This is a genomic window from Mesorhizobium sp. M0047, assembly GCF_040323315.1.
GTDB lineage: Bacteria > Pseudomonadota > Alphaproteobacteria > Rhizobiales > Rhizobiaceae > Mesorhizobium.
On sequence record NZ_JAMYUW010000001.1, the window covers coordinates 214,951 to 234,915 of the forward strand.

Below are 19,965 nucleotides of genomic sequence, written 5' to 3' on the forward strand. Positions count from 1 at the left end.
CGCGGCGCTTTTGCAAATGTCAGGGCGTCGCCTAGTGGGCAAGGCCCTTCTTTATTCTACTGGGCAGCGCCCGCGTCACCGCCGTTGTCGTCGCCATCGTCAGCCGGCCCAGCGGCCCCAGCGTCAGCGGGCTTGTCGACATTGCCGTCCCCGGCGCCACTGGTGTTGATGGTCTTGGCAGCCTCATCTGCCTGCTTCTTCTGCAAGGCGCGATAGCGGGCGACATTCTCATTGTGCTCTTCCAGCGTCGCGGCAAAGACGTGCCCGCCGTTACCATCGGCGACGAAATAGAGGTCGTCCGTTTTCGACGGATTGGCTACCGCCTCCAGCGCCGCGCGACCGGGATTGGCGATCGGCGTCGGCGGCAAGCCGTTGATCAAGTAGGTGTTGTAGGGCGTCTGCTTCTGGATGTCGGACTGGTAGATCGGACGGTCCGCCGGCTTGCCCTTGCCGCCGAACAGACCATAGATGATGGTTGGATCGGATTGCAGGCGCATGCCCTTGGCAAGCCTGTTCAGGAAGACGGCGGCAACCCGTGAACGCTCGTCACCTTTGCCAGTCTCCTTCTCAACGATCGAAGCCAGGGTCACAAACTCTTCGACGTTGGCCAGCGGCAGATCCGGCGCGCGCCGCTGCCAGACATCATCAACCAGCTTCTTTTGATCGGCCAGCAGCTTGTCGATCATCTGCTGGCGTGTCGCGCCGCGCGTGAATCGCAGCGTGTCGGTGGCGAGGCTGCCCTCCGAAGGAATGGTCGCCGGCATATCGCCACTCAAGGCAGTCTCGTCGGCGATGCGCTGCAGCGCCTGCTCGACCGTCAGCCCCTCTGGAACGGTTAGCGAATACATCACCGACTTGCCGCTCTTCAAAAGCTCCATGATGTCGCGCATGGAAGCCCTGGGCTTGATCTCGTACTCGCCGGCCTTCAGCGCGGAATCATTGCCGAAGGCGCGCACGCCAAGGCGGAAGATCCGAGCGTCGCTGACCAGTCCGCGGCGTTCGAGTTGGTCGGCGATGTCCTGGACACCGGTGTTCGGCTTGACCAGGAAGGTGTCGCCATTGGCCGAGGGGCCGGGTTCGGTGAATTCCTGCTTGCCGAAATAGACCGCGACGCCGGCCGCCAGAACCATCAGCATCACCGAGGAAATGACGAAGTTCATGAACACCACGAGTTGGCTGCGTGATGCTCGCGAGCGCTTCGGCGGCGGCGTGCCGGCCTCCGGCCGCAACGCCTCGCTGGCCGTTTTCGGCACGATCGGACTGGATGTCGCGGGCCGCTGCCCCAATTCTCCGTTGCTTGCCGGATTTGTGTTCATTTCGCCCTACCGTTTGATCGCCCAACGAATCCCCAGCGGTAGAGTAGGGGCGAATATGGCAAAATTGACGGCACGCCAAAGCGGCGCCCGCCAGCCGGACGATCAGCCATTGTAGCGCTGGAAGACCAGCGACGCGTTGGTTCCGCCAAAGCCGAAGGAATTGGACAGCGCCACGTCGATCTGGCGGGCCCGCGGCTTGTTCGGCACCAGGTCGATCGCGGTTTCGCGTTCCGGATTGTCGAGGTTGATGGTCGGCGGGGCGACATTGTCTCTGATGGCAAGGATCGAAAAGATCGCTTCGGCGGCACCCGCCGCCCCAAGCAGATGGCCGATCGAAGACTTGGTCGACGACATCGAAATCTTCGATGCAGCATTGCCGACAAGCCGCTCGACGGCGCCGAGCTCAATCGTGTCGGCCATGGTCGAGGTGCCGTGCGCGTTGATGTAATCGACATCGGCAGGGGCCAGCTTGGCCCGGTTCAACGCCGCCGTCATGCAACGGAAGGCACCATCGCCATCCTCGGCGGGCGCGGTGATGTGATGCGCGTCGCCGGTGAGACCATAGCCCGTGACCTCGGCATAGATCTTGGCGCCGCGCGCCTTGGCATGCTCGAGCTCCTCGAGCACGACAACGCCGGCCCCCTCGCCCATTACGAAGCCGTCACGGTCGCGATCATAGGGGCGCGACGCCGTTTGCGGCGAATCATTGCGTTCCGTCGACAGTGCCCGGCACGCGGCGAAGCCGGCGATCGACAGCCGCGTCACCGGCGCTTCGGCGCCGCCTGCCAGCATCACGTCGGCATCGCCCCACATGATCAACCGGGCGGCATCGCCGATGGCGTGGGCGCCGGTGGAGCAGGCCGTGACGACGGCATGATTAGGGCCTTTCAGCCCGTGACGGATCGAAACCTGCCCGGAGACAAGATTGATGATCTGGCCCGGGATGAAGAAAGGGCTGATGCGGCGGGGGCCGCGTTCCTTGAGGATCATCGCGTTCTCGGCGATACCTTCGATGCCGCCAATACCGGAGCCGATCAGGACGCCGGTGGCGCATTGCTCGGCGTGCGTCTTCGGCTCCCAGCCGGAATCCTTCAGCGCTTCGTCGGCGGCGGCAATCCCGTACAGGATGAAGTCGCCGATCTTGCGCAATTCCTTCGGCTCGAGCACGGCCTCGGGATTGAAGGTGGCATTGCTGCCGTCGCCACGCGGAATGACGTGGGCGATCTTGCAGGCAAGATCTTCCACCTCGAACTCGGTGATGCGCTTGGCAGCGCTGCGGCCGGTCAGCAATTCCTTCCAGCCGTGCTCGAAGCCCATGCCGAACGGCGACAACAACCCAAGGCCCGTGACGACGACACGCCTCATCGCAGGTCCTCCCCGGTGATGACTGCGGAAAGTGTCAGGCCGAAGCCTTGTCGATGTATTTCACCGCATCGCCGACGGTCAGGATGGTCTCGGCTGCGTCGTCAGGAATCTCGACGCCGAATTCTTCTTCGAACGCCATGACGAGTTCGACCGTGTCAAGGCTGTCGGCGCCCAGATCATCGATGAAGCTCGCCTGCTCCGTCACTTTGTCGGCATCGACCCCAAGGTGCTCGATGACGATCTTCTTGACGCGCTCTGCGGTGTCACTCATTTGGGCATCCTCGTCTTTTGTTTGTCTGTCTTCGTTAGCGGGCAGAATGCCGCTAATCAAGCTGAAAGATGGTCCTGCCGGAAACGCAACGGCTACGGACCGGTTTTTGCCCGAACCGCCGGGTTGCGGGCCGCATTACACGAAAATCGGCTGAGGTCCAAGCCGAAATGGGCCTTCTCCGATGACTTTGAGCGGGTTCCGACGCGACCCTGCTCCATCCCACCCGTCGCATATCAAAACGGGCTTCCTGGGCATGCCGACCACCCAGACGAAAATCAACATTGGAGATAGGCTGCTAACTGAAAAGTTACTCGGCCATGGTAGCGTCAATGATTCCGCCAAGAAATGGCGCCTCGGCGACGGTGGCGCCGGCTTGCGACAATAAGAAAAGGAGTGGACGCATGTCATCCTTGCTCAACAAAAATCGCCTGACAATCAAGCGCTGCCTAGTCGTACTGGCGGTTTTCGCACTTGGCATTCTGCCTGCGAGGGCATTGGAATCCATAAAGCTCCCAGAACCGCCGGACACAGTTGCATTCAATATCCAGAAGAACGGTGAATCGACTCCGATCACGTTGAGGCAGCTGGAGAAGCTCGGCCTCTATAAGATCACCACCCCAAGCCCTTTCGAAAGCGGCCAGCTTACGTTTGAAGGCGTCCTGTTCAGCGATGTGCTCAAGCTGGTTGGATTGGAGGGCAAGGATTCTGTTGTTCTGCGAGCCGTCGACGACTATGTGCAGATAATTCCGAGAGAGGACTGGACCGACGGTCCTCTCCTGCTCGCCACGCGACAGGACGGAAAGTTGCTGACCCGACGCACCCAGGGCCCCACCCGGCTCGTATACCCCCTCAATGACTATCCCGGCTTCGATACGCCGATTCGCAAACCACGATGGGTCTGGCTGATCAAGGCGATCGAGTCCGGCAACTAGCGCCCGCGTGACCTTGATGGCAAGGTTTGGAAAGACGGGCTGGCGAGTTCCGGTTACATACGGGACAGCTATAGCTGCGGCAGTGGCCTGTTCGGGCATCTTGATCACGGTGTTGTTTCTCAGCATCAGCAAGATAGAGTCCTCGCTGCCCCGGTTCGGGTTTTTCGCCATCCGCGAATTCCACATCGCCATACGCGACGTGACGCACTTGCGGGATATGGTTTCGCTCGCTCAAGCCGCGCCCACGTCCGCAGTAAGCCTCGATCAGCTACTGGCGGCAAACGATCTGGTCTATGTCCGCTTCGAACGGGTCGACGGCAGTGGAACGAGTCGCGAAATTCCTGCCTATGCGGCGATAGTGCCGCGCGTCAACGACTCGGTAACGCGGATTGATGCGCTGATCGCGGCCGGGCTACCTCTCGATGCAGACAGATTGAAGGAAATGGGGCTTGAACTCGATCAGATCGTAGCCCGAATGAATGATGAGTATTATAAATTTGGCGAACAGGTACACGCCGATCTCTACGGCTCGGAAATCAGCCTGAATAGATTTAATTATCAGATAGCCTTCGCATTGGCGATCTTGTCACTACTTGCAATCGGAACGGCCGTGTTGCTTATCGGCCGCCGTGAGACCATAAAGAAACTGGAATTTCTGGCTTGGCGTGATGCGACTACTGGCCTGAAGAACCGTGCCTGGATGTCGGCCAATAGAGACGATTTGCTGGATCAGGCAAAGCTAGCTGGCAAGCAACTCCACCTTTACCTGGTCGACCTCGATCATTTCAAGAATGTGAACGATACGTTCGGCCATCACGTTGGCGATCTCCTGCTGAAAGCCGTCGCCGAAATCCTGCAGTTGATCGAACGTCCCGGCGATGTATTTGCGGTTCGACTGGGTGGAGACGAGTTCGCCGTCATCGAGATTGGAGTGGCGCATTCGGCCGAAAAAGCTCTCGGCAATCGCCTTCGGGAGCAGTTGAATGGGTTTGCCGAATTGGAAGGCCATCAAGTTCGAGTTGGCGCAAGCATCGGCATGGCCAGTTTTCCGGAGCATGGTGCGGACATTTCAACCTTGATGCGCAATGCGGATAGCGCTCTCTACGCCGCAAAAGCCCAGGGGCGAGCTGATCTGGTGACATTTTCTCCTGCAATCCTCAGCCAAATCGATGTGCAACTTGGCGAAGAGGCCGCAATCAAGCGAGCGCTTAATTGCGACGAATTTTTCCTGGTCTGGCAACCGCAATTCGAGTTGGCAACCGGCCGCATGACCGGTGCCGAGGCCCTGGTCCGCTGGCGCGACCCGATCTCAGGGGCGATTCGGCCGCCAATATCGTTTATTCCAACAGCCGAACGAAGCGACCTGATTTTGGAACTAGACAAATTGGTCTTGAGCAAGGCTTGCCGGCAGGCAGCGCAGTGGCTGCCCATTTGCCCGGAGGACTTTGTCTGCTCGGCAAATGTTTCAGGCAAGAGTCTTCAGAACGACGTCTACTTCACCCACCTGGTTGAAGTGTTGCGACAAACGGGACTGCCGGCGTCACGTCTGCAGCTGGAAATCACTGAAGGGGTGTTTGTCCAGAACAGCCGAAGCGCTTTGCTTATCCTGACCGAAATTCGAAACATCGGAGTCAGTTTGGCACTCGACGATTTTGGCTCCGGCTATGCGAGTTTCGGCTATCCCGCCGATTTCAACCTGGATCAGTTGAAGATCGACCGGTCCTTCTTGAGCGATTTGGCGTCTTCCCCGAAAAAGCAGAATGTCGTGCGAGGGATCATAGCGCTGGCCAATTCGCTCAGCCTGACAGTCGTTGCCGAGGGGGTGGAAAACGAAGCGCAGCTAGATTTTCTGATCGCCGAACAATGCCACCGCGCTCAAGGGTTCTTCATGTCGAAGCCCATCGAAGAAACCGTGCTGACAAATCATATGATTGCCCGGCGCGGCAGGACGAGAAGCGCAGGAAAATTCAAGCTGAGCCTCTCCGCCTAGTCATTGTTCGAAGACTCATCCCGAACAAAGCGGATGCGCGGGGAAGCCACAGTCCGGTCAGATCATCGCCATGCCGCCGTTTACATGGATGGTCTGGCCCGTGACATAGGCGGCTTCGTTGGAGGCGAGATAGGCGACGGCGGACGCGACTTCAACGCTGGTGCCCATGCGGCGCGTCGGGATCGCCGCCATGATCGCCTCTTTCTGCTTGTCGTTGAGCTTGCCGGTCATCGCCGATTCGATGAAGCCCGGGGCGACGCAGTTGACGGTGATGTTGCGAGTGGCGATCTCCTGCGCCAGTGATTTGGAAAAGCCGATCATGCCGGCCTTGGAGGCGCAGTAGTTGGTCTGGCCGGGATTGCCGGTGACGCCGACGACCGAGGTGATGTTGATGATGCGCCCGTGGCGGCGGCGCATCATCGGATGGGTGAGCTCGCGGGTCAGCCTGAACACTGCGGTCAGATTGACCTCGAGCACGGTGTCCCAGTCGGCATCCGACATGCGCACGAACAGCCCGTCCTTGGTGATGCCAGCGTTGTTGACGAGGATGTCGACACCTTCGAGATCGGCCTCGGCCTTCTGGCCGAGCGCCTTGACCTCGTCACGGTTCGACAAATTGGCTGGGAACAGCTTGACCCGGTCGCCAAGCTCGGTAGCCAGCGCTTCCAGTTTCTCGACGCGGGTGCCATGCAGGCCGACGATAGCGCCTTGCGCATGCAGCACCCTGGCGATGGCCTCGCCGATGCCCCCGGATGCACCGGTTACGAGCGCCTTGCGGCCGGTCAATTCGAACATTTTTGTCTCCTGATTGAGAAGAACACTCTTTTATAGGGATGGGATCGAATGACGCTTTATGCAAGCGCCGCCAGCGCCGCCTCGACCTCGGCCGCTGAGCCGACCGGGGCCGTGGCGATGTCGCGGTTGATGCGCCGCGCCAATCCTGAAAGCACCTTGCCGGCGCCGATCTCATAAAGCGTGGTGACTCCGTTTGCCCCAAGCCATTCCACTGTCTCGCGCCAGCGCACGCGGGCGATCACCTGCTCGACCAGACGCCGCGCGATCTCGTCGGGGTCATTGGTCGGGGTGACGCTGACGTTGGAAACGATGGGCACCATCGGCGCGGCCTTCGCCACGCTGGCGAGTGCCTCGCGCATGATCTCGGCGGCGGGCGTCATCAGCGCGGAGTGGAAGGGCGCAGACACCTGCAGCATCAGCGCGCGCTTGGCTCCCTTTTCAGTGCACAGTTTTGCCGCCAGTTCCACCGCGGCTCTTGCACCGGAAATGACCAACTGGCCACCGCCATTGTCGTTCGCCACCTGGCAGACAGAGCCCTTCCCGGACGCCTGGGCGGCCTCGGCGCAGGCAGCTTCGACATCGGCCTGCTCCAGTCCGATGATCGCCGCCATAGCGCCCTCGCCGGCCGGCACCGCCGCCTGCATGGCGTTGCCACGGATGCGCAAGAGCCGGGCGGCATCGGCAACCGAAACGAAGCCCGCCGCCGCGAGCGCCGAATATTCGCCCAGCGAATGGCCGGCGACATAGGCGACTTTGCCTTTCAGCGACAAACCACGCGCTTCCAGCGCCCGGATCGCGGCCAGCGACACCGCCATCAGCGCCGGTTGCGCATTGGCGGTCAGCGTCAACGTCTCTTCCGGTCCTTCCCAGATCAGCTTCGTCAGGTTTTCGCCGAGCGCGTCATCGACCTCCTGGAAAATCCTGCGCGCCTCCGGAAAGGCGTCGGCGAGATCCTTGCCCATGCCGACAGCCTGGCTGCCTTGTCCAGGAAAGGTGAATGCAACGGCCATGCGAGGGCTCCCAAGGGTTGGTTTTGCTTGCCTGGTAGACGAGTTTTGCTTGCCTGTGACGCAAGGCAGGCTGCCAAGTCAAGCCACTTCAATCCTTCCTGACGGCAGTGTCACCCGCCGAGTGCCTATTCCGAAAAGCTTTTTGCCGATCACACCTGATGAAAACCGCTCACGATTCGTTTGCTGGCTCTTCTTATTTTGCTTACAGGCGCTAGCATTGCGTGACAAATCCATGACAATCGAGTGACGTGTTGTCGCTGGGTGGGGAAATCAAAAGTGGCAAAGAGTTCAAAACGCGCCGGTAAGGCCGCGCCACAGTTCCTGGAAGACGACCCCTCCACCGGCTACCTGCCGGGCAGGAGATGGCCGGTCGTGCGCTATGGTCTGGTCAGCCTGGCCATCGCTGCCATCCTGGTGTTTGCCATCGAACTGATCGTGCGCGGCGACTTTGCCGGCACGGTCTCCTTCTTCCTGCAGCCGCTCAAGCCGGGCTGGACCACCATTGTCGTGTTTGCGCTGATCCTGGTTGGCCTCGATGCGGTGCTTGGGCGCAGCCACCAGAGCCTGATGATTGTCGCGCCGCTGACGCTTTCCCTTGCTTTCGTCGGTCACCAGAAGTCTCACTATCTCGGCGATCCGCTCTATCCGACCGATTTCCTCTATGCCCGCCAGATCTTCGCGCTGTTGCCGCTGCTGGTGCGCGACCGGCCGATGACCGCGCTCGCCATGGTCGTCGGCATCGTCGCCGGCCTGTCGCTGCTCGTCTACGGCTGGCGGCTGTGGCGCCGCAAGGTACCGGCGCTCAGCCGCAAGGGGCGCCTTGCCCGGCTGACGCTGGCAGTGCCGCTGCTCGCCTTCTTCGTTTCGATCATGGATTACGCCACCTTCTCCTGGACCAGGGATCGGCTGCAGATCATACCGATCATGTGGGACCAGAAGGAGAACTATGCCTCCAACGGTTTTGCGCTGGCCTTTGCTCTCAACGTGCCGATGGCGCATGTCTCGGCGCCACCGGGCTATTCCGACAAGGCAATTGCCGCGATCGGCAGGCCTGATGTAAGCGCCTCGGTACCGGCCGAGAAGCCCGACATCATCATCGTCATGAGCGAATCCTTCTGGGATCCGACCAAGCTGCCCGGAGTCAGCATCAAGCCAGATCCGATCCCCAACGTACGGGCACTGCGCTCGGGCTCTATGTTCTCGCCGGAATTCGGCGGCATGACCGCCAACATCGAGTTCGAGGCGTTGACCGGCTTCTCGAATGCGTTCCTGCCTGCCGGAAGCATCCCCTATCAGCAGTACGTGCGCACGCCGACGCCTTCGCTGGCAACCTTCCTCAAGAGCCAGGGTTACCGGGCGCGCGCCATCCACCCCGGCACGAACTGGTTCTGGAACCGTGGCGCGGTCTATGCTGATTTCGGGTTCAACGACTTCAAATCGGAAGAGACGCTGCCGCCAATGCAAAAGCGCGGGCCGCTGGCATCGGACGCAGCGATGACCGACGAGATCATCAGCGAGGCGGACGCCAGCGACGAGCCGGTGTTCTTCTTTGCCGTCAGCCTGCAAAACCACGGCCCCTATGAGCCGAACCGCTACTACAATCCGACGCATACGGTGCAGGCGCCGATCAGCCAATGGGCGCGCGAATCGCTGCTCAGCTACGCCGAGGGCTCAGCCGACGCCGATCGTGGTCTTGAACGCCTCGTCGAATGGGCGAAGAAGCGCTCCCGCCCGACCGTGATCGCCTTCTTCGGCGACCATCTGCCGCCGCTGGGGCCGGTCTACGTCGAAACCGGGTTCCTCAAGGACAATGTCGCACCGCGCAAGGAAGCGTCGCCCGAGGCCGCCCTCGAACATCACAAGACGCCGCTGGTCATCTGGTCGAACCGCACCGGGCCTGCTGAAGACATAGGTGCCGTCAGCCCGGCCTTCCTGCCCTATCATATCCTGAAGACGGCCGGCATCACTCATCCCTACTACACCGGCTTCCTGGGTCAGATGAGCGAACGGTATCGCGTCGTCGACCGCAACCTGTTGCTGACGCCGGCTGGCGAGGCCACGCCCGATTGGGCGCGGCAGAAAGAGATCGACCCGGCGATCCGCGATTTCCGCCTTTTGCAGTACGATATGATGTTCGGCAAACGCAATGCGGCGCCCGACTTCTTCCCCGAAACGATCGACAAGGTTGTCGCCCATACGAGTTGAACAGATTTGACCTTCCGGACCGGTTCGGTCGGGCGCTCAGTTCGTCAATTGCAGCTTCGTGAACTTGTTGGCGATCTGCAGGAACACATTCGGCAGCTTGGTCGGATCGTTCACGGCATAATAGTCGCTCGGGTTCGAAGCGCAGGCGCTGTAAAGCGTGCGGTTGGCGGCGGTGTCGGATTGCAGCACCATTGTGTAGATCTGCACGCCCTCGCTCTTCAATTGCGTACAAACGCTTTTGGTCCAGCCGTCGACATTGCGCGCAGCGGTCGTCTGATTGTCCGATCCGAAACGACCACCCGCCAGATAGCCATAGGGTGTGTAGTCTGATTTTGTCGGCTGTTCGCTGGCGCCATAGACAACGTTCTCGCCATCGGTGAGCAATAGTACGATCTTGCTGATGCCAGGCGTCTTCCATGGCGCGCCACCGGTATAGGGCGCGCCAGGCGACAGCACCCGCATGCCCCATGACAAGCCTTCGGAAACATTGGTACCCGAGCCGTTCCACTCGGTCATCTCGCTTGCCGCCTTGCGCAGCTTGTCAAAATCGTTGGTGAGAGGGACGAGCGGTGTGGGGCAAGAGCGGTTGGGACCAACGGTGATGCGCGAGCCAGTCTCGGTGATGAGTTCCTTGGCGGGGGCAACATATTTGGCGATCTTTTCCTTGTCGGACTTGCCGGGCGTCGACACATCGCTGACGAGATCACTGAGATCGATGCCGAGAAGGTTGGTCTTCTTCTTGGCGAGCATGACCTTGTCGCTGACGTCGTCGAGATAGGAATTGTTGTAGTATCTAGCCGAATTGCCGTAGGAGCTAGACGGCATCTGGGCGTCTTCCGGATCGTCCGGCGCAAAATACGGAACGAACAGCGTGTCGGGCTTGTTCGGATCGGGCGGCGTGTCGGAAATGTTGAAGGGGCCCGGTCGCGCCTCGACGCAACCTTTCCATCCGGTACCGTTCCATCCGGGCTCCGTCCATCCAGTCTCCTTGAGCTGTTTGAAGAGCGCCATGTGATTGGGACGCTTCCCGTCGATGGTCGGAAAGTTGGCGCCGTTGGTGGACGACTTGCCGTCCATATCGATCCAGGACGGGTCGAATTCGTCACCGTCGACGTTGACGGCTGTAACAAATGGAACCAGCGACGCGCGGACCTGGCGCGTCGGCGATTTTGTCGATTCGAGCGTATCGAGCAACGATTTGGTCGCCGTCCTCAGCGCCGTCATGCGCGCGCCGGCCATCGAGCCAGTGTTGTCCAGCACCAGCACGACTTCCAGCTGGTTGTTTGATTCGACGGCGGCAGCATCGACCGCGATGTGCTTGCTGTTGCCGAACAGGAAGGCAAAGTTCAGATTGACGTCCGCCGTGGCAACCGCCTTTGTCTTGATGAAATTGATGCCCTTGTCGACGCTCAACGTCGCCTGCGCATTTCCGAGTTCGCCGTGCCCGACGATATTGGCCTGGAAATAACGGTTGAAGGCGTCATTGCGGGTGACGTCGAGATCGCCAAGATGCGAAGTGGCAAGGTTTGCCCCATCGAGGGCATTCTGAAGATCGCTCTTGGCCCGCATGAGGGTGGAGACATCGGTTGCGAAACCGACGGCTGTCAGGATGACCGGCAGGCCCAGACCCATTACAAGCGAAAAATTGGCGCTCTTCGAGCGCCAGAACTTTTTGAGAAGCATTCTTACCCCCGAAATGCCTGCCGCTTTTTGTCGCGGCTTGTCCGGTTTTTGCCCCTTCGATGATGAATCGACCGTTTACGGCGAGATTTCATCTCCCATCACGTGACTTTGTGGTTAAGGCGAAGTTGCGGAAACCACAAACTCCGGCCACGGTTGCTGCTTGATTTTGGCCTCGCGCGACTCGTAAAACGTCGTCTGCCCTTGCTTTGCAGCCGGATTGCTATATAGACGCCCGCAATCTGCCGGTCCTTGCTGGGGGCTGAACGGAGGGCCGGAGGTTTTCGAAAACCTCCGTGTGATGCCAGAAGTGCCTCCGCCTCCCGTGTCTCCGCTCTCGACCGTCTCGTCATGCTCCTTTCTTCCCCGATTTTGCGGGTCAGAGAAGTTGCAGAGGCTTTTGCCGCCGGGAACCGGGAGAGAAACGAAGAAAGGCATAAGACATAATGGCTCTTTACGAACATGTGTTTCTTGCCCGGCAGGACCTCTCGCAGCAGCAGGTCGATGCGCTTGTCGAACAGTACAAGGGTGTCATCTCCGCGAATGGCGGGTCCGTCGGCCGGGTCGAGAACTGGGGACTGAAGTCCCTCACCTACCGGGTCAACAAGAACCGGAAGGCTTACTACACGCTGATGGACCTGAATTGCCCGCCGGCCGCGCTCAACGAGATGGAGCGCCAGATGGGTCTGTCCGAAGACGTGCTGCGTTTCCTGACCATCAAGGTCGAGGCGCATGAGGAAGGCCCGTCGGCCATGATGCAGAAGCGCGAAGAGCGCTCGGAACGCGGCGGCTTCGGCGATCGCGACCGTGGCGATCGTGGTCCGCGCTCGTTCGGCGACCGTGATCGCGGCGATCGTGGCGATCGTCCGCCGCGCTCGTTTGGCGACGCCGGTGCCGATCGTGGTCCGCGCCGTCCGCGCGAAGGCTTTGAAGGGGGTGCAGAATAATGGTCGACATCAACCAGATCCCGACCCGGCGCCCTTTCCATCGCCGTCGCAAGACCTGCCCGTTCTCCGGCGCCAACGCGCCCAAGATCGACTACAAGGACGTGCGTCTCCTGCAGCGCTACATTTCCGAGCGCGGCAAGATCGTGCCGTCGCGCATCACCGCCGTCAGCCAGAAGAAGCAGCGCGAACTCGCCAAGGCGATCAAGCGCGCCCGCTTCCTCGGCCTGCTGCCCTACGTGGTTCGCTAAAACCTGACCATGATCTCTGGACAAACGGTTTCCGTTTGTCCGAGAAAACCGGGATCCAGTTTTCGGGCTTATTATCTAGCATGCGGGCGGCTTGCCGCCCGCTCTTCTCCCACGGCGACGGGCGCCGCAGGGTTGAACATCAATCCCGGGTTGAGGTCAAAAACCTCTAACTGCCGCGACAGGCAGGACAGCGACACCAGCGCCCCAGGCGTTCAAGCTTCCTGACCTGTTCCAATGACATTCGGCGTCGACCTCAGCGATCGAGTGGCGCCCAACCGAAGGAACAAAACCATGGAAGTCATTCTTCTCGAACGCGTTTCCCGCCTCGGCCAGATGGGCGATACCGTCAAGGTAAAGGACGGCTTTGCTCGTAACTTCCTGCTGCCGCAGGGCAAGGCGCTGCGCGCCAACGAAGCCAACAAGAAGAAGTTCGAAGGCCAGCGCGCCCAGCTCGAAGCCCGCAACCTCGAGCGCAAGTCGGAAGCCAGCCAGGTTGCCGAAAAGCTCGACGGCAAGAGCTTCATCGCCGTTCGCTCCGCTGGTGAAACCGGACAGCTTTACGGTTCCGTTTCGACCCGCGACATCGCCGATCTGCTGACGGCGGAAGGTTTCTCGGTCAACCGCAACCAGATCCTGCTCAATCAGCCGATCAAGACCATAGGTCTCACCAATGTGGCGATCGCGTTGCATCCGGAAGTCGAAGTCACGATCACGCTTAACATCGCCCGCACGGCCGACGAAGCCGAACGCCAGGCCAAGGGCGAGACACTGACCACCGCCGAAGCCATCTATGGCGACGACATCAACGACAATGCCCGGCCGGAAAACTTCTTCGACCCGAACACCGAATTCGAGGGTGGCGAAGACAACGCCTGACCATACGCCGCAGAGGATTGGAGCTGTGCTCCGATCACGATTGGAGCTTTGCTCCGATCACTTTGTCGGCATCCGGCCATACTGGACCAACGCCCGGGCCTCGCGCCCGGGCTTTTTTGTGCCAATGGAACTTTTCGAACCCCTATATATTGTTGCAGACTATAGCGTCGCGCGTCCTTTGGTCGCGCAAATGACGTTGTGAACTTTGGTTCGGCGCAAGGCTCCGCGGAAAATCGATTCCGATTCTCGCGGTTACGCGCCAAGACAGCCTGTCTGGCCGAGAGGGGACATTTGGTCATGAATATTCTGTTGAAGCGCGTTCTCGACCGCCTGGTGCGCACCGGCAACCTTAAGGTGACCGGCCCCAAGGGCGCGACGGTGGTTTTCGGCGACGGCAGCGGCGAACCGGTGCACATGCACATCAAGACCACGCATGCCGAGCGCGCCATCACCTTCGATCCGATGCTGGCGGTTCCGGAATCCTACATGGACGGCGAACTCGACATTCTCGAAGGTGGCGTGTTGGGCGTGATGCGCATCGCCTTCCAGAATATGGGCAGCGGCGGTATCGACGCCACCTGGTCGAAAGCCATAGAAGGCCTGCGCCACGCGTTCCGCCGCCTGCAGCAGATCAACACCGCCTCGCGCTCGCGCCGCAACGTGCAGCGCCACTACGATCTGTCAGGCGATCTCTACCGGCTCTTTCTCGACGATGACATGCAGTATTCCTGCGCCTATTTCGAGCAACCGGACATGACGCTCGACGAAGCGCAGGCTGCCAAGAAACGCCATATCGCCGCCAAGCTCAGGCTGAAATCCGGCCAGACGGTGCTCGACATCGGCTCCGGTTGGGGCGGGCTTGGCCTCTACCTCGCCAAGGCGTTCGACGTCGACGTGCAGGGCGTGACATTGTCGACCGAACAGCATGGCGTCGCCACCGACCGGGCACACGCGCAAGGGCTGGAAAGCCGCGTGCATTTCGAGCTCAAGGATTACCGCGAACTTAACGAGCGTTTCGACCGCATCGTCTCGGTCGGCATGTTCGAACATGTCGGCGTCAACCATTACCGCACCTTCTTCGACAAGAGCGCGACGCTGCTCAAGCCGGATGGCGTCATGCTGTTGCATACGATCGGCCGCTCCGGCGTGCCGTGGGCGACCAGCGCCTTCATCCGCAAATACATCTTCCCGGGCGGCTACATCCCCGCGCTTTCGGAAGTCATGCCGGCGATCGAGAAGTCGGGCCTGGTCGTCACCGACGTCGAAATCCTGCGGCTGCACTATGCCGACACGTTGAAGCATTGGGGCCAGCGCTTCGCCGCCAATCGCGACAAGGCCAAGGCGATTTATGACGAACGCTTCTGCCGTATGTGGGAATTCTACCTGGCAGCGTCGGAGGCCGCCTTCCGCTGGCAGGATCTGGTCATCTTTCAGATCCAGATCACCAAGAAGAACGACACGCTTCCGATGACACGCGATTACATCGCCAAGTGCGAAAAGACGCTTGAGATGCGCGATATGGGGCATCGCGAAACGGCACCGGTCAAAAAGAGCCCTGCTGCCAAGCCAGTTCGCCGCCGCAAGGTCGCGGATCCGGAATAAGCATTGCCGCTTGCCATTGTCGGCGCCTGCACTGAAAAAGGTCCCGTGATCGTCTCGAGACCTTTTTCATGACCTACGTCCTCTATGCCGCCGCCGCTCTGGCCGAGATCGCCGGCTGCTTTTCGTTCTGGGCCTGGTGGCGATTGGAAAAGTCGCCGCTTTGGCTGCTCCCCGGTTTGGCCTCGCTCGCGCTGTTCGGCTTCCTGCTGGCGCTGGTCGACACGAATGCCGCCGGCCGCGCCTACGCCGCCTATGGCGGCATCTACATTGCGGCGTCGCTTGGCTGGTTGTGGCTGGTGGAAGGCGTGCGACCCGACCGCTGGGATTTTGCCGGAGCGGCGCTCTGCATTGCCGGCGCCTCGGTGATCCTTCTCGCCCCGCGGGGCGCGTGAGATGGAACTGCCGGCGCCGCTTCGCCAAGGTGTAGAGCGCGTGCTCGAAAATGTTCCGCTGGCGACGCTGAAGCAAGCGGCAAAAACGCTGTCGGACCGCTACCGTGCCGAGTTGCGCGACGGCCGCCTGCACATGGCCGAGGATCTGGCGGTGAAGGCCTATCTGGCGACGCGGCTGCCGGCGACCTATGCCGCGATCCGCGCCAGCCTTGACGCGCTGAGCGACGCCAACCCCGAATTTCAACCCAGGAGCCTGCTCGACGTCGGCGCCGGCCCTGGTACGGTGCTTTGGGCCACGACCGACCAGTGGCCAGATCTCGCACAGGCGGTGCTGCTGGAAGCGAGCGCGGCGGTGCGCAAGGTGGGCGAGGTGCTGGCCGGCGACGCGATTGCCGCCCGGACCAGTTGGCTGGCCGGCGACGTCACCATCGATCTCGCCGGCCTCGAGCCAGCCGACCTGGTGACGTGCGCCTATGTGCTTGATGAAATCGTTCCGGCATCCCTGCCGAAGCTCATCGACCGGCTCTGGCACGTCACCGCCGACACGCTGCTGATCGTCGAGCCGGGCACTCCTGCCGGATGGCAACGTATCCTTGCCGTGCGCCGACAATTGATCGAGGCGGGCGCGCATGTGCTTGCGCCTTGCCCGCATCAGGCGCCCTGCCCGCTCGCCCAGCCCGACTGGTGCCATTTCTCCCGCCGCGTCGCCCGCACGCGCCTGCACCGGCTGGCCAAGGACGCCGACGTGCCGTGGGAAGACGAGAAGTTCATCTATGTCGCGGCTTCCCGCGACGCGCCCACCTCGCGCCGGGCACGGGTTCTTGCGCCGCCGAAATCCGGCTCCGGCAAGGTTCTGCTCAAGCTTTGCAAGGAAGACGGCACTGCCGCCGAGCGCTTGTTCACCAAGCGTGACGGCGCCGACTTCAAGCTCGCCCGGCGGCTGGGCTGGGGCGACAGGCTGGCCAAAACCGCAATATGAACGTCGTGCCAGTTCTTGCTTTGTTCTGACGAGTCAGATACGAATCAATGTCCTGTCGAGTCAAACGGAATCGGCGCACGGACATACTCTCCTGTGGACGATTGGTCGTTCCTGTGAACAACGGGCATCGAGGCTCTTTGGTCGCGCAGTGATGCAGAAAGGTCAGCATCGACTCATCTCGTTCTGATATCGAAGGTCGGGATTAAAATCGGGGACATCATGGCAGAGGCAGCGCGAAAATTCGGCGTCGCGGAAACACCACTTTATCGGGAAGCGCCAAACAACATCGAGGCCGAGCAGGCGCTGCTCGGCGCCATTCTCGTCAACAACGACGCCTTCTACCGGGTCTCGGACTTCCTCAAGGCCAGCCACTTTTACGAGCCGCTGCACCGCAAGATCTATGAGGTGGCGTCCGAATTCATCCGCATGGGCAAGGTCGCGACGCCGATAACGCTAAAGACGTTCCTGCCGGCCGACGAGAAGGTCGGCGATATGACGATGGCGCAATATGTCGTGCGGCTGGCGGTCGAGGCAGTCACCGTCGTCAACGCTACGGACTATGGCCGGGCCATCTATGACCTTGCCACGCGCCGCGCGCTGATCACCGTCGGCGAGGACATGGTCAATATCGCCTATGACGCGCCGGTCGACATGGCGCCGACCGAGCAGATCGAGGATGCCGAGCGGCGGCTGTTCGAGCTGGCCGAAAACGGCCGCTACGATGGCGGTTTCGAAAGCTTTTCCGATGCCTTGAAGAACGCCGTCGACATGGCCAGCGCGGCTTATATGCGCGATGGCCACCTGTCCGGCATCGCCACCGGCCTGCGCGATCTCGACCATCGCATGGGCGGCCTGCAGCCGTCGGATTTGATCATCATCGCCGGCCGCCCGGGCATGGGCAAGACGTCGCTGGCCACCAACATCGCCTACAACATCGCCGCCGCCTATGAGCCCGCCCAGCAGGCTGACGGCTCGGTCAAGGCGGCCAATGGCGGTGTCGTCGGCTTCTTCTCGCTCGAAATGTCGTCGGAGCAGCTGGCCACCCGCATCATCTCCGAGCAGACCGAGATCCCGTCTTCCAAAATCAGGCGTGGCGACCTGACCGAAGCCGATTTCGGCAAGCTCGTCGCCTACACGCAAGAGAACCACAAGCGCCCGCTCTACATCGACCAGACGGGTGGTATTTCGATCGCCCAGCTCGCGGCGCGCGCCCGCCGCCTCAAGCGCCAGCGCGGGCTGGATCTGATGGTTATCGACTATATCCAGCTGATGCAGGGTTCATCAGCCAAGGCGTCGCAGAACCGCGTCCAGGAAATCACCGAGATCACCACCGGGCTGAAGGCGCTCGGCAAGGAGCTTGGCGTGCCGATCATCGCGCTCTCACAGCTTTCGCGCCAGGTCGAAAGCCGCGACGACAAACATCCGCAGCTGTCGGACCTGCGCGAATCGGGCTCCATCGAGCAGGACGCCGACGTGGTGCTGTTCGTGTACCGCGAGGAATATTACATCAAGAACAAGGAGCCGGAGAAAGGCACGCCCGAGCACCTCGCCTGGGAAACGAAGATGATCGAAGTCCAGGGCAAGGCCGAAGTGATCATCGCCAAGCAGCGCCACGGACCGACCGGCACCGTCAGCCTTGCCTTCCAGGGCGAATTCACCCGCTTCTCCGACCTTGCCGAGGAGCATCACCTGCCGGAAAGGTTCGAGTGACCTATTGAGACAGGTCTCGTTTCCTGGCGCCCCCCTCTGTCCTGCCGGACATCTCCCCCTCCAGGGGGGAGATCGCATGTCATCGACCCTTTCGCCAATTTTTGGCGCTGAAAAGTACGCGCAAGCGCTGAAGCTGCAAATCTCCCCCCTTGAGGGGGGCGCTGCCCCACCAGCCCGTCACCGCGTGGCATCTCTCTGATGGCCAAGTCGCGCGTACAATTCATCTGCCAGAGTTGCGGATCGGTGCATCAGCGCTGGGCCGGCAAATGCGATGCCTGCGGCGAGTGGAACACGCTGGTCGAGGAAGGCACATCCGGCGGCATCGGCTCGGGCCCGGCCAACACGCGCAACGCCCGTAAAGGTCGCGCGGTGGTGCTGACCACGCTGTCGGGCGACATCGAGGACGCGCCGCGCATCAGCTCGGGCATTGGCGAGCTCGACCGCGCCACCGGCGGTGGTTTCGTGCGCGGCTCCGCGTTGCTGGTCGGGGGCGATCCCGGCATCGGCAAATCGACGCTGCTCACGCAGGCAGCCGCCGCGCTGGCGTCAAAGGGTCACCGCATCGTCTATGTCTCGGGCGAAGAGGCGGTCGCGCAGATCAGGCTGCGGGCGCAACGGCTTGGTGTCGCCTCCTCTCCGGTGGAGCTTGCCGCCGAGACCAATGTCGAAGACATCCTCGCCACGATAGCCGACGGCAAGCGGCCCGACCTCGTCATCCTCGATTCGATCCAGACACTGTGGACCGACCTCGCCGATTCGGCGCCAGGCACCGTCACCCAGGTGCGCGCCGCCGCCCAGGCGATGATCCGCTATGCGAAGTCCACGGGGGCGGCGATCGTGCTTGTCGGCCACGTCACCAAGGAAGGCCAGATCGCCGGGCCGCGCGTCGTCGAGCATATGGTCGACGCCGTGCTCTACTTCGAAGGCGAAGGCGGCCATCATTATCGCATCCTGCGTACGGTGAAAAACCGTTTTGGACCGACCGATGAAATCGGCGTGTTCGAAATGTCGGACAAGGGCCTGCGCGAGGTCGCCAACCCATCCGAGCTTTTCCTTGGTGAACGCCATGCCAAATCGCCGGGCGCGGCGGTTTTCGCCGGCATGGAGGGGACAAGGCCAGTGCTGGTCGAGATCCAGGCGCTGGTGGCGTCCTCCTCGCTCGGCACGCCGCGCCGTGCCGTGGTCGGCTGGGACGGCGCGCGGCTGTCGATGATCCTGGCGGTTCTCGAAGCCCATTGCGGCGTGCGCTTCGGCAGCCACGATGTCTATCTCAACGTCGCCGGCGGCTATCGCATTTCGGAGCCCGCGGCCGATCTGGCGGTGGCGGCGGCCCTGGTTTCCTCGCTCACCGGTCTTGCCCTTCCCGCCGATTGCGTCTATTTCGGCGAAATCAGCCTTTCGGGCGCCGTGAGGCCGGTTGCGCATGCGCAACAGCGCCTCAAGGAAGCCGAAAAGCTGGGTTTTGGAAGCGCGGTTCTGCCCTCGGGCAGCGGCGAGCTGGCTTGGGGGATCGGGGCCGGATCCTTCCAGCCGACCGAGCTTGCCGACCTGGTGGCACGCATAGCCGGCTCACGCCGAAGCCGCGTGGACGAGGAAGATTAGGGCATCGGACCCAGAAGCGGGAAACGGCTTTGGGAAACCCAATGC

The 19,965-nt window shown here is 61.4% G+C and carries 18 protein-coding genes; 12 read left to right on the forward strand and 6 right to left on the reverse strand.

From position 1 onward, the window contains the following. Window positions 1-56: 56 nt before the first annotated feature. Window positions 57-1,160, reverse strand: coding sequence for an endolytic transglycosylase MltG (mltG, locus tag NKJ89_RS01060; protein WP_502904068.1), 1,104 nt, complete (start codon window positions 1,158-1,160; stop codon window positions 57-59). Between mltG and NKJ89_RS01065 the strand changes: the two genes are divergently transcribed. Next, entirely contained in the window at window positions 1,159-1,431 is a 273-nt protein-coding gene (locus tag NKJ89_RS01065; RefSeq protein ID WP_352599359.1) for a hypothetical protein, read from the forward strand. The genes mltG and NKJ89_RS01065 overlap by 2 nt on opposite strands. On the opposite strand, the gene fabF is transcribed toward NKJ89_RS01065, so the two are convergent. Continuing rightward, complete coding sequence (gene fabF / locus NKJ89_RS01070) at window positions 1,419-2,681, reverse strand: beta-ketoacyl-ACP synthase II (RefSeq protein WP_352599130.1); 1,263 nt, start codon at window positions 2,679-2,681, stop codon at window positions 1,419-1,421. The genes NKJ89_RS01065 and fabF overlap by 13 nt on opposite strands. Before the next feature lie 34 nt (window positions 2,682-2,715). Next, the gene (locus NKJ89_RS01075; RefSeq protein WP_006203723.1) at window positions 2,716-2,952 is read right to left on the reverse strand and encodes an acyl carrier protein; all 237 of its coding nucleotides are present in this window, start codon (window positions 2,950-2,952) and stop codon (window positions 2,716-2,718) included. Window positions 2,953-3,353: 401 nt separating this feature from the next. Between NKJ89_RS01075 and NKJ89_RS01080 the strand changes: the two genes are divergently transcribed. Further along, window positions 3,354-3,884, forward strand: coding sequence for a putative pterin-binding protein (locus tag NKJ89_RS01080; RefSeq protein WP_352599132.1), 531 nt, complete (start codon window positions 3,354-3,356; stop codon window positions 3,882-3,884). A 109-nt stretch (window positions 3,885-3,993) separates the two neighbouring features. Continuing rightward, the gene (locus NKJ89_RS01085) at window positions 3,994-5,874 is read left to right on the forward strand and encodes a putative bifunctional diguanylate cyclase/phosphodiesterase (RefSeq protein WP_352599345.1); all 1,881 of its coding nucleotides are present in this window, start codon (window positions 3,994-3,996) and stop codon (window positions 5,872-5,874) included. Between the two features lie 57 nt (window positions 5,875-5,931). Here NKJ89_RS01085 and fabG read toward each other — a convergent pair whose 3' ends face one another. Both fabG and fabD read right to left on the reverse strand, forming a co-directional pair. Next, window positions 5,932-6,669 (reverse strand): 3-oxoacyl-[acyl-carrier-protein] reductase, encoded by a 738-nt coding sequence (gene fabG, locus NKJ89_RS01090; protein WP_352599135.1) that lies wholly within the window; start codon window positions 6,667-6,669, stop codon window positions 5,932-5,934. 56 nt (window positions 6,670-6,725) lie between these two features. Next, a complete protein-coding gene (gene fabD, locus NKJ89_RS01095) occupies window positions 6,726-7,679 on the reverse strand; it encodes an ACP S-malonyltransferase (protein WP_352599137.1) in 954 nt (317 codons plus the stop codon). 276 nt (window positions 7,680-7,955) lie between these two features. Between fabD and NKJ89_RS01100 the strand changes: the two genes are divergently transcribed. Continuing rightward, a complete protein-coding gene (locus NKJ89_RS01100; protein WP_352599139.1) occupies window positions 7,956-9,884 on the forward strand; it encodes an LTA synthase family protein in 1,929 nt (642 codons plus the stop codon). 36 nt (window positions 9,885-9,920) lie between these two features. Here the strand turns inward: NKJ89_RS01100 and NKJ89_RS01105 are convergent, their stop codons facing one another. Beyond that, on the reverse strand, window positions 9,921-11,567 hold the full coding sequence (locus NKJ89_RS01105; RefSeq protein WP_352599141.1) for a pilus assembly protein TadG-related protein: 1,647 nt from the start codon (window positions 11,565-11,567) through the stop codon (window positions 9,921-9,923). Between the two features lie 443 nt (window positions 11,568-12,010). Between NKJ89_RS01105 and rpsF the strand changes: the two genes are divergently transcribed. From rpsF to radA, 8 genes are all read left to right on the forward strand, one after another. After that, window positions 12,011-12,511 (forward strand): 30S ribosomal protein S6, encoded by a 501-nt coding sequence (gene rpsF, locus NKJ89_RS01110; RefSeq protein WP_023761609.1) that lies wholly within the window; start codon window positions 12,011-12,013, stop codon window positions 12,509-12,511. After that, window positions 12,511-12,759, forward strand: coding sequence for a 30S ribosomal protein S18 (rpsR, locus tag NKJ89_RS01115; protein ID WP_006203718.1), 249 nt, complete (start codon window positions 12,511-12,513; stop codon window positions 12,757-12,759). Before rpsF ends, rpsR begins: the two co-directional genes overlap by 1 nt. A 291-nt stretch (window positions 12,760-13,050) precedes the next feature. Then, window positions 13,051-13,635 carry a 50S ribosomal protein L9 gene (rplI, locus tag NKJ89_RS01120; RefSeq protein ID WP_031260841.1) on the forward strand — a complete coding sequence of 195 codons (585 nt, stop codon included), beginning with the start codon at window positions 13,051-13,053 and terminating at the stop codon, window positions 13,633-13,635. A gap of 297 nt (window positions 13,636-13,932) precedes the next feature. Next, entirely contained in the window at window positions 13,933-15,237 is a 1,305-nt protein-coding gene (locus NKJ89_RS01125) for a cyclopropane fatty acid synthase (RefSeq protein ID WP_352599143.1), read from the forward strand. A gap of 68 nt (window positions 15,238-15,305) precedes the next feature. Next, complete coding sequence (locus NKJ89_RS01130; RefSeq protein ID WP_352599144.1) at window positions 15,306-15,629, forward strand: YnfA family protein; 324 nt, start codon at window positions 15,306-15,308, stop codon at window positions 15,627-15,629. A 1-nt stretch (window position 15,630) separates the two neighbouring features. Beyond that, complete coding sequence (locus NKJ89_RS01135) at window positions 15,631-16,608, forward strand: small ribosomal subunit Rsm22 family protein (RefSeq protein WP_352599146.1); 978 nt, start codon at window positions 15,631-15,633, stop codon at window positions 16,606-16,608. Between the two features lie 219 nt (window positions 16,609-16,827). Beyond that, a complete protein-coding gene (locus NKJ89_RS01140; RefSeq protein ID WP_023761614.1) occupies window positions 16,828-18,318 on the forward strand; it encodes a replicative DNA helicase in 1,491 nt (496 codons plus the stop codon). Window positions 18,319-18,516: 198 nt separating this feature from the next. After that, window positions 18,517-19,920: a DNA repair protein RadA gene (gene radA / locus NKJ89_RS01145; RefSeq protein ID WP_352599148.1), complete on the forward strand. Its 1,404-nt coding sequence runs from the start codon at window positions 18,517-18,519 to the stop codon at window positions 19,918-19,920. The last annotated feature ends 45 nt before the right edge of the window (window positions 19,921-19,965 follow it).